The 14878-nt window shown below is 75.5% G+C and carries 14 protein-coding genes; 4 read left to right on the top strand and 10 right to left on the bottom strand.

Annotated features, from left to right (window positions below):
• Positions 1-26: 26 nt before the first annotated feature.
• Complete coding sequence (locus WDV86_RS10145) at positions 27-938, bottom strand: bifunctional methylenetetrahydrofolate dehydrogenase/methenyltetrahydrofolate cyclohydrolase (protein WP_339567511.1); 912 nt, start codon at positions 936-938, stop codon at positions 27-29.
• The gene (gene glyA / locus WDV86_RS10140; RefSeq protein WP_339567510.1) at positions 935-2293 is read right to left on the bottom strand and encodes a serine hydroxymethyltransferase; all 1359 of its coding nucleotides are present in this window, start codon (positions 2291-2293) and stop codon (positions 935-937) included. The genes WDV86_RS10145 and glyA overlap by 4 nt, the downstream gene beginning before the upstream one ends.
• A gap of 198 nt (positions 2294-2491) precedes the next feature.
• Here glyA and purU point away from each other — a divergent pair, with 198 nt between their 5' ends.
• On the top strand, positions 2492-3388 hold the full coding sequence (gene purU, locus WDV86_RS10135; protein ID WP_339567509.1) for a formyltetrahydrofolate deformylase: 897 nt from the start codon (positions 2492-2494) through the stop codon (positions 3386-3388).
• Positions 3389-3761: 373 nt separating this feature from the next.
• Here purU and WDV86_RS10130 read toward each other — a convergent pair whose 3' ends face one another.
• The 3 genes from WDV86_RS10130 to WDV86_RS10120 all read right to left on the bottom strand — a co-directional run bounded on the left by WDV86_RS10130 (position 3762) and on the right by WDV86_RS10120 (position 6636).
• Positions 3762-4073 carry a hypothetical protein gene (locus tag WDV86_RS10130; protein ID WP_339567508.1) on the bottom strand — a complete coding sequence of 104 codons (312 nt, stop codon included), beginning with the start codon at positions 4071-4073 and terminating at the stop codon, positions 3762-3764.
• Positions 4074-4440: 367 nt separating this feature from the next.
• Positions 4441-5376, bottom strand: coding sequence for a hypothetical protein (locus WDV86_RS10125; protein WP_339567507.1), 936 nt, complete (start codon positions 5374-5376; stop codon positions 4441-4443).
• Positions 5377-5847: 471 nt separating this feature from the next.
• Positions 5848-6636, bottom strand: a complete 789-nt coding sequence (locus WDV86_RS10120; RefSeq protein WP_339567506.1) for an SDR family NAD(P)-dependent oxidoreductase — start codon at positions 6634-6636, stop codon at positions 5848-5850.
• A gap of 108 nt (positions 6637-6744) precedes the next feature.
• On the opposite strand from WDV86_RS10120, the gene WDV86_RS10115 reads away from it, so the two are divergent.
• Positions 6745-7338 (top strand): hypothetical protein, encoded by a 594-nt coding sequence (locus WDV86_RS10115; RefSeq protein WP_339567505.1) that lies wholly within the window; start codon positions 6745-6747, stop codon positions 7336-7338.
• Between the two features lie 130 nt (positions 7339-7468).
• Here the strand turns inward: WDV86_RS10115 and WDV86_RS10110 are convergent, their stop codons facing one another.
• The gene (locus tag WDV86_RS10110; RefSeq protein WP_339567504.1) at positions 7469-8683 is read right to left on the bottom strand and encodes an NADP-dependent isocitrate dehydrogenase; all 1215 of its coding nucleotides are present in this window, start codon (positions 8681-8683) and stop codon (positions 7469-7471) included.
• Positions 8684-8907: 224 nt separating this feature from the next.
• Here WDV86_RS10110 and WDV86_RS10105 point away from each other — a divergent pair, with 224 nt between their 5' ends.
• Complete coding sequence (locus tag WDV86_RS10105) at positions 8908-9912, top strand: malate dehydrogenase (RefSeq protein WP_339567503.1); 1005 nt, start codon at positions 8908-8910, stop codon at positions 9910-9912.
• Positions 9913-9960: 48 nt separating this feature from the next.
• Here the strand turns inward: WDV86_RS10105 and WDV86_RS10100 are convergent, their stop codons facing one another.
• The 3 genes from WDV86_RS10100 to purN form a co-directional block, all read right to left on the bottom strand.
• Positions 9961-10290, bottom strand: a complete 330-nt coding sequence (locus WDV86_RS10100) for a DUF3017 domain-containing protein (protein ID WP_339567502.1) — start codon at positions 10288-10290, stop codon at positions 9961-9963.
• Between the two features lie 19 nt (positions 10291-10309).
• A complete protein-coding gene (purH, locus tag WDV86_RS10095) occupies positions 10310-11905 on the bottom strand; it encodes a bifunctional phosphoribosylaminoimidazolecarboxamide formyltransferase/IMP cyclohydrolase (RefSeq protein WP_445263023.1) in 1596 nt (531 codons plus the stop codon).
• Between the two features lie 71 nt (positions 11906-11976).
• Positions 11977-12630 (bottom strand): phosphoribosylglycinamide formyltransferase, encoded by a 654-nt coding sequence (purN, locus tag WDV86_RS10090; RefSeq protein ID WP_339567500.1) that lies wholly within the window; start codon positions 12628-12630, stop codon positions 11977-11979.
• Positions 12631-12696: 66 nt separating this feature from the next.
• Here purN and WDV86_RS10085 point away from each other — a divergent pair, with 66 nt between their 5' ends.
• A complete protein-coding gene (locus WDV86_RS10085) occupies positions 12697-13233 on the top strand; it encodes a hypothetical protein (RefSeq protein WP_339567499.1) in 537 nt (178 codons plus the stop codon).
• Positions 13234-13259: 26 nt separating this feature from the next.
• Here the strand turns inward: WDV86_RS10085 and WDV86_RS10080 are convergent, their stop codons facing one another.
• The gene (locus WDV86_RS10080; protein WP_339567498.1) at positions 13260-14852 is read right to left on the bottom strand and encodes a cell division protein PerM; all 1593 of its coding nucleotides are present in this window, start codon (positions 14850-14852) and stop codon (positions 13260-13262) included.
• Positions 14853-14878: the final 26 nt, after the last annotated feature.

The following is a 14878-nucleotide window of genomic DNA, read 5'->3' as shown; positions in this document are numbered from 1 at the left end:
GCTTCGTCGTCCTCGTCGTCCGTGCCTCAGCCGGCGGCGCGCTCCGCCGCCTCGACGACGTTCGCGAGCAGCAGGGCACGGGTCATCGGGCCGACGCCGCCGGGGTTGGGCGACAGCCAGCCGGCGACGTCCTCGACGCCGGGGGCGACGTCGCCGACGAGGGAGGCCACGCCGGCGGTGTCGACGACGCGGCTCACCCCCACGTCGAGGACGGCGGCGCCGGGCTTGACGTCCTCGGGGCGCACGATCCCGGCCACGCCCGCGGCCGCGACGACGACGTCCGCGCGGCGCAGGTGCTCGGACAGGTCCCGGGTCCCGGTGTGGCAGAGCGTCACCGTGGCGTTGACGTCGCGGCGGGTGAGCAGCAGCCCGATGCTGCGCCCGACGGTCGTGCCGCGCCCGACGACGACGACCTCCGCGCCGTCCAGGGGCACCTCGTGGCGCTGGAGCAGGTCGATGACGCCGCGGGGCGTGCACGGCAGCGGCGACGTCACCTCCTCGCGCACCCGCAGGACGAGGCGCCCCAGGTTGGTCGGGTGCAGGCCGTCGGCGTCCTTGGCGGGGTCGACGAGCTCGAGCACCCGGTTGGCGTCCATGCCCCCCGGCAGGGGCAGCTGCACGATGAAGCCCGTGCAGGCAGGGTCGGCGTTCAGCTCGGCGACGCGCTCCTCGACCTCGGCCTGGGTGGCGTCACCGGGCAGGTCCACCCGGATCGAGGCGATGCCGACCTGGGCGCAGTCGCGGTGCTTGCCCGCCACGTAGGTCCTGCTGCCGGGGTCGTCCCCCACGAGCACGGTGCCGAGCCCGGGCGTCACGCCGCGCTCGCGCAGGGCCGCGACGCGCTCGGCGAGGTCGGTCTTGATCGCGGCGGCCGCTGCGCGCCCGTCGAGCACGACGGCGCGGTCACCTGCCGGGACAGCCGGGGACGGGGCGCTCACCACTGCTCCAGACCCGGGTAGAGCGGGAAGCGCTCGGCGAGGTCGGCGACCCGGGCGCGCAACGCGCCCTCGTCGCACTCGGGCTGCAGGGCGGCGGCGATGACGTCGCCCACCTCGGCGAACTCGACGTCGTCGAAACCGCGGGTGGCGAGCGCCGGCGTCCCGATCCGCAGGCCCGAGGTGACCATCGGCGGCCGCGGGTCGAAGGGCACCGCGTTGCGGTTGACGGTGATGCCGCAGCGGTGCAGCCGGTCCTCGGCCTGCTTGCCGTCGAGCTCGCTGGCGCGCAGGTCCGCCAGGACGAGGTGGACGTCGGTGCCGCCGGTGAGGACGTCGACGCCCGCGGCGCGGCCGGCCTCGCCCGTCAGCGCCGCGGCGACGGCCTTCGCGCCGCGCAGCGTGCGCTCCTGCCGCTCGCGGAACTCCTCGCTCGCGGCGATCTTGAAGGCCACCGCCTTCGCCGCGACCGCGTGCATGAGCGGGCCGCCCTGCTGGCCCGGGAAGACGGCCGAGTCGATCTTCTTGGCGTGCTCGGCGCGGCAGAGGATGACGCCGCTGCGAGGGCCGGCGAGCGTCTTGTGCACCGTCGAGGTGACGACGTCGGCGTGTGGCACGGGCGAGGGGTGCAGCCCGGCGGCCACGAGGCCGGCGAAGTGCGCCATGTCGACCATGAGCAGCGCGCCGACCTCGTCCGCGATCTCGCGGAAGGCGGCGAAGTCGAGGTGGCGGGCGTAGGCCGACCAGCCGGCGATGATGAGCCGCGGCCGGCGCTCGAGCGCGGTCTCGCGCACCCGGTCCATGTCGACGAGCGACGTGCGCTCGTCGACGCCGTAGGTGGCGACGTCGTAGAGGCGCCCGGAGAAGTTGATCTTCATGCCGTGCGTGAGGTGGCCGCCGTGGGCCAGCTCCAGGCCCATGATCGTGTCGCCGGGGCGGATGAGCGCGTGCATGACGGCCGCGTTGGCCTGCGCGCCGGCGTGCGGCTGGACGTTCGCGTGCTCGGCGCCGAACAGGGCCTTGGCGCGGTCGCGGGCCAGGTCCTCGGCGACGTCGACGAACTCGCAGCCGCCGTAGTACCGCTTGCCCGGGTACCCCTCGGCGTACTTGTTCGTCAGCACCGAGCCCTGGGCCTCCAGGACGGCTCGCGGGGCGAAGTTCTCGCTGGCGATCATCTCCAGCGTGCCGCGCTGGCGGCCGAGCTCGCGCTGCAGGACCTCGGCGATCTCGGGGTCGAGGTCGGCGAGGGGGCGGTCCGTGACGCCCCCGCCCACCGGGGTCCGGGCACCGGTCGCGGGCGGCGGCTCCTCGTGCACCTGGTCGGGGCTGTACGGCTGGACGGGCTCGAGCGTGGTCATCGGCGGCGTCTCCTCGTGGCTGGCGGGCACGGGCAGGGCTCGCGCACGCGGCCCAGGCGGTCGACCGCGTCGCGCAGGCCGGCGCACAGGGCACCGGCCTCGCTGCCGCTCCCCGGTGGTGTCCACCCTCGCCAGTCGCGGCGCGGCCCAGGGTAGCCGTCGGCGGGGGCCGCCGAGGCCGCGCACTACCCTGCGCCCGTGACCCCCGAGCCCGCCGACGAGCCACCGACGGACGACCGGCCCACGGGCGAGCGGGCCTCCTTCGTCCTCGTGCTCACCTGCCCCGACGGGCCCGGTATCGTGCACGCGGTCAGCGGCGCCCTGGCCGAAGCCGGCGGCAACATCACCGAGAGCCAGCAGTTCGGCGACGCGGGCACCGGGCGCTTCCACCTGCGCGTGTCGGTCGACGTCGCCGTCGGCCGCGAGCAGCTGGCCGGTCGGCTCGCGCCGGTGGCCGAGCGCTTCGGCATGACCTGGCGCCTGGACGCCGTCGGCCGGCCCGTCCGCACCCTGCTGCTCGTCTCGCGGGCCGGGCACTGCCTCAACGACCTGCTCTTCCGGCAGCGCTCGGGGCGGCTGCCCGTGGACGTCGTCGGCGTCGTCGGCAACCACCGCGACCTGGAGCCGATGGCGACCTCCTACGGCGTCCCCTTCACCCACGTCCCGGTGGAGAAGGGCGCCAAGGCGCAGGCGGAGGCGCGCCTGCTGGCGCTGGTGGACGAGCTCGACGTCGAGCTCGTCGTCCTCGCCCGCTACATGCAGGTGCTCTCCGACGAGACCTGCCGGGCGCTGGCCGGGCGGGCCATCAACATCCACCACTCGTTCCTGCCGAGCTTCAAGGGCGCCCGCCCCTACGCCCAGGCCCACGACCGCGGCGTCAAGCTCATCGGCGCGACGGCGCACTACGTGACGGGCGACCTCGACGAGGGTCCGATCATCGAGCAGGACGTCCACCGCGTCGACCACGCCTCGACCGAGCGCGAGATGGTCGGCATCGGCCAGGACGTCGAGGCCCAGGTGCTCGCCCGCGCCGTCCGCTGGCACGCCGAGCACCGCGTGCTCCTCGACGGGCACCGGACGGTCGTCTTCCGCTGACGCGGCGCGGGCGGGCGACGCGCGTCCCCGGTCGGGGCACGGCTCCGGCCAAGGCCCCTCGTCCCGGTAGGGCCGTACCTACCGCGCGCCCATGAGCCCGTTGCTGGTGGCCGTGCTCGTCGGGCTGCTCACCGCTGCCCCGGTCGTCGTCGTGGCCGTCGTCCTCCTCCGACGGCAGCGACGAGTGGTCGCTGCGCAGACGACGTGGCCGCGGTGGCGGGAGGAACGCAGGACCCTCTCGCGCGAGGACCGGCGGACGGTCGAGCGGTCGGTGCGGCGAGGCCGGCCGGTGCCGACGCACCTGGCGGGCAGCGCGGTCCGCTACGCCCACGCCTTCCTCGGGCTGCTGGACCTCCAGCGTGAGCGGACGCGGTCACGCCGGTGGCGCGGCCTCTTCGCCGCCGTCGCCGTCCTCGGCCTCGTCTCGCTCGGCCTCAGCAGCGCGCGGCTGGTGCAGGAAGGCGTCACGGCCGTCGGGCTGACGGCGGTCGCGCCCTGGCTCTGGGTGGTGCCCTACCTCGGAGCGCTGGCGCTGGGCAAGCAGCCCTTCGCGCCGGGCCGGGACCTGGGCCTCCTCGGCGGTCCACACCGGGCCGCCCTCCACAACGCCCACCGCTGCCACCAGCGACAGCGGTGGGACCGCGTGCCGGGCGACCATCCGCACCCGCGGCAGCACCCTCTGCACCCACCTCTCCGGCCGGCCGGGCAGCGCCTGAGCCAAGACCCAAGCCACCCCGTCCTCGACCGGGCCGGGCGCCGGGGTCGACGGCCACGACGAGCGACATCTCGGCTCGACGACCACACGCGCCCTCCCCATCAGATGAGGGGACGCGGAAGCCGTCCTCTCCCGACGTCGGGTCGTGTCAGCGCCGCCGCCGGCAGCGTCAGAAGCGCCTGCCGCGTCGCTGCGCGATGGCCCCTCCGCGCCACGCTTGACCCCACCGCCAGCGCCGACGAGAGGGCACGGGGCGGTGTGTGGCGTGTTGGTAGGAGCGCCGCTCGCGCGCGATGGGATGCGTCGTGCCTGTTCGACGTCCGAGCATCGACCTGGGTCAGATCTTCGGTGTCCATCCCGGGGGTGGTCGGGTACCCAAGATGCTGGGGTCCCAGATAGCTTCGCCGCGGTGGTAGGCGATGCCGTCGATGACGGTGATGGTGCGGGACTCGGGCTCGATGGTGGTCGCGTCGGGGTGGGGGATGCCGATCCTGTCGGGGTTTCCGTTGCTCTGGGCGTCCGCGATGCTGGCCAGCCGTTCCCTCCAGATGGCGGGTCCGGTGTGCTCGACCAAGACGGCGGTGCGGTCGGAGGCGTAGAAGTCGGCGTCAAAAGGACGCAGGCCGAGCTCGGCGGCGTAGTCGATAAGCGTCTGCTGGGTGAAGCGGTTCTTGACCCGGGGCGCGGTGTAGGCGCTGGCGTCCTCGAACGGCAGTCGATCTCCGAGATCGACGAAGATCCACCCTCCGCGGTCGCTGATGCGGACCCCGACGGACCGCCCGGTGTAGCCGCGGTCGTCCTGCTCGACCGGCACCGGCCGCATCACCCCGAGGTGGTGGATGCCGTGGAAGCCTCGCGGCCAGATCAGCCCGCGGGGGTCGTTCGGGGAGCTGGTGACCTGGACCGACCCGACCCCGCGGGTGGCGAAGGCGGCCCGCTCCGAGCCCGGGTCCGTGCCTAGCCACGAGCTGCGGAGCATCATGGTGCGGTAGGGCCCGTCGGTGGCGACCGGCACGAAGAGGTTGCGCCGTCCCATCGCCACCTCCATTGGTGTCAGCTCGGCGAGCAGTGTCTCGAGGTCACCGGTGAGGTCGCGTCGGCGCAGCGGGTGGCCGGTGCGCTCAATCACGCCGCGGCCGCGCCAATCCAGGAAGCTGGCGACGCACTCCTCGACGTCGGCGGCGAAGAACGTCAGGCTCTTGGTGAGCGGGTGCCAGGCCCCGCCGAGCAGCAGCCGTTCGGTTTCCTGGCGTGCCGCTGACGTTCGTCCCACGGTCTCCATCCTCTCCTGGACCCTCGCCCGAGCCCAACCGGCGAGCTCAAGACCTTCGGCGAGCCAGTCGGCCGTCCTCACTCACATGCGCCGATCACGAGGCGGATGACCTGGATCGGCTCGTCGGCGTTGGCGCGGATCCGCAGCTCGTGCCCGGCGTGCCCCGGCTTAGATGGGTACACCCGACCCGAGGCACTTCAGAAGTAGACCTCCGCGGAACCGACCTAAGCCAAGCCGCGATAACGCACGTCGCCGGCGAAGCGTGCCAGGATGGCAGCACCAAGCGGCCGGGCGGAATTCCCTAACCGCGAGGTACGCTCTACCTTGAAGTCCCGCCTCTACCGCCGCCCGCGGTGAGCAGAATGCCCCATGGCGGTGGACTAGACGCCTAGCACATTCCCGCCCCAATCGGCTATAACGCCTCCGAGGTGCCGGCGCACCGGACGGACGGCGCGCAGCCGGCACGGACGGTCAGTCCGTGAAGCGCCGCCCGCTCGGGTAGCCCTGGGCGCCGTCGACGACGACGTCGGTGCCCGAGACCCAGGAGGCGCGCTCGGAGAGCAGGAAGGCGACGACCTCGCCGACCTCCTCCGGCCTCCCCAGGCGGCCGAGGGGGAACTCGCGGGCGACGAAGTCCTCGTAGCGCTCGGGGTTCTTCTGCTCGAAGGACTCCCAGCCACCGCCGGCGAAGTAGATCGAGCCGGGGCTCACCGAGTTGACCCGCGTGCCCTGGGGCGCCAGCTCTCGCGCCAGCGTCGCCGCCAGGTGCGTCTCCCCCGCCTTCGCGGCGGCGTAGGCCGTCCGCGGCGCCGGTCGCTGCCCCGTGATGGAGGAGACGACGACGGCCGCCCCTCCCCCGGCCGCCGCCAGGTGCGGGGCGGCGGCGCCGAGCAGCGCGACGGCGTGGCCGACGTTGAGCGCGTAGGTGTCGACGAACTCCTGCGGCGTGCCCGTCAGCAGGTTGCCTCCGCCGACCGTGCCGCCGGCGTTGGCGACGACGCGCGAGAGCCCGCCGAGGTCGGCTGCGGCGGCGTCGACCTCGGCGGCCAGCGCCGCGAAGTCGGTCACGTCGAGCGCGGCGGTCCGCACCCGCGTGCCGTGCCGGCCCACCCGCTCGGCGGCCGCCGCGAGACCGTCCGCGCCCCGGGCGACGAGCGCGACGTCCGCGCCCTCCGCGGCGAGCGCGTCGGCGATCGCCAGCCCTAGCCCACGGCTCGCGCCCGTCACGAGCGCCTTCGTCCCTGCCAGCCCGAGATCCATGGGCGCGACCCTAGGAGGCCTCGTCGCACCCGACCGCCTGGACGCGGCGCCGCGGCCGGCCGCCCCGTCGAGGGTCCCTCCCGCCGGCGGCAGCTAGCCTGCCCGACCGTGACTGCCGTGACTGACGACGACGTCCTCGCCCGGTCCCTGCTCGACGGCACCGCCGGCTGGTGGAGCTCGGCGGCGCTGACCGTGCGCCACGACGGGGGGCTGCTGCCCGAGGGCGCCGCCCGCCTCCTGCTGCGCCGCCCGCTCATGGGCGTGCCCGCGGGGGTCCGCGTCGAGGACGTCAGCGGCGCCGTCCTGGCGCAGGGGCTCGGGCCGGAGCTGGCCGACCAGAGCACGCGCGCGGACGTGGGCCATGACCTCGGCGCCCTGCTCGACCCGCTCGCCCTCGCCACCGGGCTGCCGGCCGCGGCCGGCGCCGTCCCCTCCTCCGAGCGCCAGGCCGCCGCCGCCTCGCTCGAGGTCGTCAGCGTCAACGAGGTCACCTGCGACGACGAGCCGGCCCTGCTCGTGGTGGTCCGCGGGCTGCCCGTGCCCGGCGTCGACCAGCACGGCGACGACGACGCCACCTCGCTCGTCCTGCACCGGGAGACCGGCCTGCCGATGGAGGTCGGCACCTCCGGCGGCATGTCCCGGCTCGCGCTGCGGGTCGAGCAGCTCGGGGAGCGCCTCGACGACGAGGTCTTCACGGCCTGAGGCCGGCCGCCGACCTCGGGGGTGGCCGCCCGGCAGCACGGCCGCCAGGACGCCGGCACCGCGAGGGCCCGCCACCACCGGTGACGGGCCCTGCTGCGGGAGACGGACTCCCCCGTCGCGGACGCAGTCGTCAGCCCAGGCGGGCCGCCAGGTTCTCGTCGAGCGCGGCGAGGAACTCCTCGGTGCTGAGCCAGCCCTGGTCGGGGCCGACGAGCAGGGCGAGGTCCTTGGTCATCTTGCCGCTCTCGACGGTCTTGACGACGACGTCCTCGAGCGTCTCGGCGAACTCGGTGACCTCGGGCGTGCCGTCGAGGCGGCCGCGGTGGGCCAGGCCCCGGGTCCAGGCGTAGATCGACGCGATCGGGTTCGTCGACGTCGGCTTGCCCGCCTGGTGCTGGCGGAAGTGCCGCGTCACCGTGCCGTGCGCCGCCTCGGCCTCGACGGTGCGGCCGTCGGGCGAGGTGAGGACCGAGGTCATGAGGCCGAGCGAGCCGAAGCCCTGGGCGACGGTGTCGGACTGCACGTCGCCGTCGTAGTTCTTGCAGGCCCAGATGTAGCCGCCCTCCCACTTGAGGGACGCCGCGACCATGTCGTCGATGAGGCGGTGCTCGTAGGTGATGCCCGCCGCCTCGAACTTCTCCTTGAACTCGGCCTCGAAGACCTCGGCGAAGATGTCCTTGAAGCGCCCGTCGTAGGCCTTCAGGATGGTGTTCTTCGTCGACAGGTAGACCGGGTACCCCCGGTCCAGGCCGTAGTTCATCGAGCTGCGGGCGAAGTCGCGGATCGACTCGTCGAGGTTGTACATGGCCACCGCGACGCCGGCGCCAGGCGCCTGGAAGACCTCGTGCTCGATGGGCTCGGAGCCGTCGGCGGGCTGGAAGGACACGGTGAGCGTGCCCTCGCCCGGGAAGCGGAAGTCGGTGGCGCGGTACTGGTCCCCGAAGGCGTGACGACCGACGATGATCGGCTTGGTCCAGCCCGGCACCAGGCGCGGGATGTTCGAGATGACGATCGGCTCGCGGAAGATGACCCCGCCGAGGATGTTGCGGATCGTCCCGTTCGGGGAGCGCCACATCTTCTTCAGGCCGAACTCCTCGACGCGCGCCTCGTCGGGCGTGATCGTCGCGCACTTGACGCCGACCCCGTGCTTGGCGATGGCGTGCGCCGCGTCGACCGTCACCTGGTCGTCGGTGGCGTCCCGGTGCTCCATCCCGAGGTCGTAGTACTCCAGGTCGACGTCGAGGTAGGGGTGGATGAGGCGGTCCTTGATGAACTGCCAGATGATCCGCGTCATCTCGTCGCCGTCGAGCTCGACGACCGTCCCCTCGACCTTGATCTTGGACATGCTGGTGGCTCTCCTCGTCGCGAGCGGGCGGGTGTCTCGACGTCAAACTAGCGGCACGGCACCGACGGGCCCACCGCACGCCCTTGCGGCAGCGCCTCCCCGACCGGCGGCGGGAGCGGCCCGGGAGCGGCGCACGTCACACCGCGCGGCGGCGCCGGGGCCGATAGCGTCGCCGCGGGCGTACCGGCCCGCAGACCCGCCAGACCCTCACGAAGGAGTGCAGCGTGACCGCGAGCACCACCAGCAGCCAGCCCGTCACCGTCGCGGTCACGGGAGGCGCGGGGCAGATCTGCTACAGCCTGCTCTTCCGCATCGCCAGCGGCGCCCTCCTCGGGCCCGACGTCCCGGTGCGCCTGCGCATCCTGGAGATCACGCCCGCCCTCGGCGCCGCGCAGGGCGTCGCGATGGAGCTCGACGACTGCGCCTTCCCGCTGCTCGAGAGCGTCGACATCAGCGACGACGCGACCGTCGCCTTCGACGGCGCCAACGTCGCCCTCCTCGTCGGCTCCCGCCCGCGCACGCAGGGGATGGAGCGGGCCGACCTGCTGGAGGCCAACGGCGCGATCTTCACGGGCCAGGGCAAGGCCCTGGCCTCCTCGGCCGCCGACGACCTGCGCGTCCTCGTCGTCGGCAACCCGGCGAACACCAACTGCCTCATCGCGATGAACAACGCGGACGGCGTGCCGACCGAGCGGTTCTCGGCGATGACGCGCCTGGACCACAACCGGGCCGTCACCCAGCTCGCGCAGAAGGCGGGTGCGCCCGTCGCCGACGTCGAGCGCCTCACCATCTGGGGCAACCACTCCGCGACGCAGTACCCCGACATCACCCAGGCCACCGTCGGCGGCCGCCCCGCGCCCGAGCTGGTGGAGCAGGCGTGGGTCGAGAGCGACTTCATCCCCACGGTGCAGAAGCGCGGCGCGGCGATCATCGAGGCGCGCGGCTCCTCCTCGGCCGCATCGGCGGCCAACGCCGCCATCGACCACGTGCGCACCTGGCTCACGGGCACCCCCGAGGGCGGCTGGACGTCGATGGCCGTGCGCTCCGACGGCTCCTACGGCGTCCCCGAGGGCCTCGTGTCGAGCTTCCCCGTGACGACGAAGGACGGGGAGTGGGAGATCGTCCAGGGCCTGGACGTCGACGACTTCTCCCGCAGCCGCATCGACGCGAGCGTCGGCGAGCTCGCCGAGGAGCGCGACACCGTCGCCGGCATGGGTCTGCTCGGCTGACGACGGCGCCCGGCCCGCCGCCCCGGGACCGCTCGCGCGGAGCCCGTCTCAGGGCGGCGGGCCGACCCCCGGCGGCACGCCGGGCGTCGTCAGCGACAGGGCGAGCAGGCCCGCGGCCAGGACGAGCGCGACGAGGACGTCGACGATGCGGGAGCGGACGGCGAGAGGACCCACCAGGCGGGCCGGGCCGAGCAGCCGCGCGACGGCCAGCCCGACCAGACCCGCCCCCAGCAGCAACCCCGTCCAACGGAAGCCCACGAGCACGCCGGCGAGCAGCGCGGCGACGACGACGGCGGTCACGAGGACGAGCACCCGTGTGCCGTGCCGCCGGACGGCGACGACGTCGTCCTCCCGCGGGTGGTGCTCGTCCTGCGCCACGCCTGCGTGCCCGTGCCGCTCAGTGCGTGAAGTGACGGGCGCCCGTGAGGTACATGGCGGCGCCGGCCGCCTGCGCGGCGGCGACGACCTCCTCGTCGCGCACCGACCCACCGGGCTGCACGACGGCGCGCACCCCGGCGTCGAGCAGCACGGCCAACCCGTCGGCGAAGGGGAAGAAGGCGTCGGAGGCCGCCACCGAGCCGGCGGCCCGCTCCCCCGCGCGCGCCACCGCGAGCCGGGCGGAGTCGACCCGGTTGACCTGGCCCATGCCGACGCCCGTCGTGGCGCCGCCGCGGGCGAGCAGGACGGCGTTGGACCGGACGGCGCGGACGGCCCGCCACGCGAAGGCCAGGTCGGCCAGCACCTCGTCCTCCACGGCCGTGCCGGTCGCCAGCGTCCACGTGGCGGGGTCGTCGCCCGGCGCCTGGAGGCGGTCGGCGGTCTGCACGAGCAGCCCCCCGTCGACGGGCTTGAGCTCGAGCGGGCTGCCGCCGCCCGGCGAGCCGGCGCGCAGCAGCCGGACGTTCTTCTTCCGGGTGAGGACCTCCAGCGCGCCGTCGTCGAAGGCCGGGGCGACGACGACCTCGGTGAAGACCTCGGCGACCTGCTCGGCCATGGCCACGCTGACCGGGCGGTTGACGGCGATGACGCCGCCGAAGGCGGAGACCGGGTCGCACGCGTGCGCCGCGCGGTGCGCCGTCGCGACGTCGTCGGCGACGGCGATGCCGCACGGGTTGGCGTGCTTGATGACGGCGACGCAGGGCGCGTCGTGGTCGTGCGCGGCCCGCCAGGCGGCGTCGGCGTCGGTCCAGTTGTTGAAGCTCATCTCCTTGCCGTGCAGCTGCTCGGCCCCCGCCAGGCCGCCCGCCGCCGCCCCGGCGGGGACGTACAGCGCCGCCTGCTGGTGGGGGTTCTCGCCGTAGCGCAGCACGGCCGAGCGCTCCCACACCTGCTCCAGCCGCGCCGGCGGGCCGTCCTGCACCTGCTCGCCGTCCTCTCCCGGGGCGGGGGCGTCGACGGCCTCCCCCGAGGTGGCCGGCACCAGCACGTCCCGCGTCCACGCGGCGACGGCGGCGTCGTAGGCGGCCGTGGCGGCGAAGGCCCGCGCCGCGAGCCGTGCCCGCTCGGCGAGCGAGAAGCCCTCGCCCGCGGCCGCGGCGAGCACCTCGGGGTAGGCGTCCGGGGACGTGACGACGGCGACGCTGGGGTGGTTCTTGGCGGCGGCGCGCACCATCGACGGCCCACCGATGTCGATCTGCTCGACGCAGGCGTCCACGTCCGCGCCGCTCGCCACGGTCTGCTCGAAGGGGTAGAGGTTGACGACGACGAGGTCGAAGGGCTCGACGTCGAGGTCGGCCAGCTGCGCCTCGTGGTCGGCCCGGCGCCGGTCGGCGAGGATCCCGGCGTGCACCCGCGGGTGCAACGTCTTCACCCGCCCGTCGAGGCACTCGGGGAAGCCGGTGAGCTCCTCCACGGCCGTCACCGGCACGCCGGCGGCGGCGATGCGCCCGGCCGTCGAGCCGGTGGAGACGAGCGCGACGCCCGCCTCGTGCAGGCCGAGCGCGAGGTCCTCCAGCCCGCTCTTGTCCCAGACCGACAGGAGCGCTCGGCGCAGCGGCCGCCGGCCCTGCGCGAGGGCGTCGGGGGCGGCCGCGGGGGTCGGGGCCTGCGGAGGGGCGGGGACGGTCACGGGAGAAGCACCTTCCGGGGGTTGGTGGGAGAGGTCGACCAGCCGTGGCGGGCCATCCGGCCGACGACGTCGACGAGCATCGGCCGCTCGACGGCCTTGATGCGCTCGTGCAGCGACGCGACGTCGTCGTCGTCGAGCACGGGGACAGCGGTCTGGGCGACGACGGCGCCCGTGTCGACGCCCTCGTCGACGAGCAGCACGGTGGCCCCCGTGACGCGGACGCCGTAGGCCAGCGCGTCGGCGGGGGCGCGCACGCCGGGGAAGGACGGCGAGAGCGCCGGGTGGGTGTTGACCACGCGGCCGCCGAGACGGGCGAGGAACGCGGGCCCGACGAGGCGCATGAAGCCGGCCAGCACGACGAGGTCGGGCTCGTGGGCGAGCACGGCCTGGGTGAGCGCCTGGTCCCAGGCGGACCGGTCGGCGTGCGCGTCGAGCGGGACGACGTCGGTCGGCACACCGGCGGCTCGGGCCCGCCCCAGCGCCCCGGCGGCCGCCTGGTCGGAGACGACGCCGACGACGTCGGCGCCCCACGCCGGGTCCTGCGCGGCCTCCAGCAGCGCACCGAGGTTGGTGCCCGTGCCCGAGACCAGGACGACGAGCCGGGTGCGATCCGGCGCGTCCTCCGGGGTCGCCGTCCCGCCTGCCGCCACGGTCGGAGACCATAGCGGTGTGCCCGGAGCACCCCGGGCCACCAGACGAGCACCCCGGAGGACGCCGTGACCGCCCCCACACCGCCACCGGGGCGGCCGGGACCGCAGGGCGACGGCGCCCGCACGCCCGGTCCGCGTCACCAGGGGCAGGGCCAGCAGGACGAGCAGGGCCGGGGCCAGCAGGGCCGGGGCCAGCGTGGGGACGACGACCGGGACGCCGCCCGCGAGGCGGCCGGCCGGGCGCTCGTCTTCTCCCTGCTGCTGCTGGGGGCGCTGCTCGCCTCCCGCCTCCCGGGGCTGTGGTCCGCCGTCGGGCTGCTCTTCACGGTCTCCGCCCTGGTCGTCGGCGGCCTCGCGCTGGCCGCCGCCTGGAGGGCGCGGCGTCGCGGCAGCGTGTCCGTCCTCGCCGGCGGCCTCGTCCTCACCGGGTTCGTCCTGGTGTCCCAGAGCGCCGCGCTGCTGATCTACCCCCTCCAGGGCGACCTGAGGGACTGCCTGGCCGGCGCCGTGACGACGCAGGCGCAGGCGGCGTGCCAGCAGCAGTTCACCCAGGACGTCACGTCCTGGGCCGAGCGGCTGGGTGGGTCGGCGCCGGGCGGCTGAGGGCCTGCCGGCGGGCGGGCGCGGCCTCAGGCGCCGCGCAGATGACGCCACCCGGGCAGCAGCAGGCACAGCGTCGCCCCGGCGAGCACGAGTCCCCCCAGGGCCGCGCCGGTCTGCCACCACACGGGGCCGACGACGGCGAGCACACCCGGCCCGACCGGGCCCGAGGACGCCGCGGCGAGGAGCGCTGCTCCGGCACCGGCGACGGCACCGACGCCGGACGAGCGGACGAGCGCGGGGCGCCAGCGGCGGGCCAGCTCGTCGCGGGTGCGCTGCCACCGCGTGCCGACCACCTCGCCCGGGTCGGGGCGCAGGAGGGGCTCGGCCCGCCGCAGCCGGAGCACGGCCACCGCGCCGGCGGCGACCGGCAGCAGGAGGACGACCCACAGGGCTCCCCCGCCCATGCCCTGCTCCGGCAGCCCCCCGAGCATCGGGAGTGCCGGCAGGGCCCCGAGCTCGGTCGAGCCCGGGGTCACGGCCGTCCCCTCGCCCACGGCGAAGCCAGGGCCTGCGACCCAGGACAGCGACCACACCAGCGCCGTCGGCAGCAGGAGCAGCTGGCCGGCGACGAGGACGACGCCGCCGACGGCTCCCGCGTCCAGCGCTTGGTGCAGGTCGGCGACCCGCGCGGCGCCCGCGACGAGGGAGACCACGAGGACGACGGCGGCGCCGAGCAGGCACAGGAGCAGGGAGCGGGCACCGGCTGCCACGACCGCCCGGCCGGGCGCGGGGAGGCGGACGAGGTCGGCCAGGGCACCGGGGAGGCCGACGTCGCCGGAGGCCTCGCGCGCCGGGGCGCGGCCGACGGGCGTGCGGCCGACGGGTGGGCCGGGTCGGCCGGCCGGCCGCCGGGTGCGGGAGGGGTGCGCCGCCGCCAGGCGCAGCCGCGCCGCCGCCATCGCGAGCCCCGAGGAGGCCCCGGCCACCAGGGCCGTGCCGAGGACGACGGTGCCCAGCACGGGGCGGACGACCGGCGAGCCGGCGAGCAGCGCGACGACCACCGCGAGGACGACCGAGGACGCCACGACCCCCAGCAGGGCGGCCACGAGGGCACCGTCCAGGCCGTCCCGGCGGGCGCGGCCGGCCGGGTGGGTCTCCTCGAGGGCGACCGCGGTGCGGCGTCCGGCCGAGACGAACCAGGCGACGGGCAGGAGCGCGAGCCCGAGCGGCCACAGCCCCACGCGCCCGCCCGGCACCGCGAGGACGGCGCCCGAGGCGAGGAGCCACCCGTCGGCGGCGATCCGGAGGGCGTCGTCCCAGGTGGCGCCGGTCCGGGAGGCCACCAGCCACGTCGCCGCGACGGGCCCGACGACGCAGAGCAGCGAGCCGAGGACCGCCTGGGCGCCCGCGAGGAGGCCCAGCAGCGCGGGTGAGGTGAGGACGGCGCTCCCGCCCGGTGCGGCGTCGCCGCGAGAGCGCGCCCTGCCGGCGGTGACGACGGCAGGCGTCCCCGCCCGCCCCCGTGCCTCCGACGGCTCCTCGTCCACCTCTTCGTCGCGGAGCTCGTCGACCTCCTCGCCGCCGGGATCCTCCGTCTCTGCGCCGAGGAGGTCGTCGAGCTCCTCGGCCGGCTCGTCGTCGACGTCGGAGGCCCCGGAGGGGCGGGTGCGCTCGCTCATCACGGCCATGGTCGCCCGCGCGGACG

Origin of the sequence: Pseudokineococcus sp. 1T1Z-3, from assembly GCF_037482365.1 — a bacterium.
Classification (GTDB): Bacteria; Actinomycetota; Actinomycetes; order Actinomycetales; family Quadrisphaeraceae; genus Pseudokineococcus.
The sequence above is the reverse complement of the archived record's forward strand: the minus strand, read 5'-3'. Positions and strand labels throughout refer to the sequence as shown.

Coding starts and splice junctions, on each gene's coding strand:
- glyA (WP_339567510.1), bottom strand. CDS start 2,293: ATGACCACGCTCGAGCCCGTCCAGCCGTACAGCCCCGACCAGGTGCAC.
- WDV86_RS10120 (WP_339567506.1), bottom strand. CDS start 6,636: ATGGATCTCGGGCTGGCAGGGACGAAGGCGCTCGTGACGGGCGCGAGC.
- WDV86_RS10110 (WP_339567504.1), bottom strand. CDS start 8,683: ATGTCCAAGATCAAGGTCGAGGGGACGGTCGTCGAGCTCGACGGCGAC.
- WDV86_RS10080 (WP_339567498.1), bottom strand. CDS start 14,852: ATGAGCGAGCGCACCCGCCCCTCCGGGGCCTCCGACGTCGACGACGAG.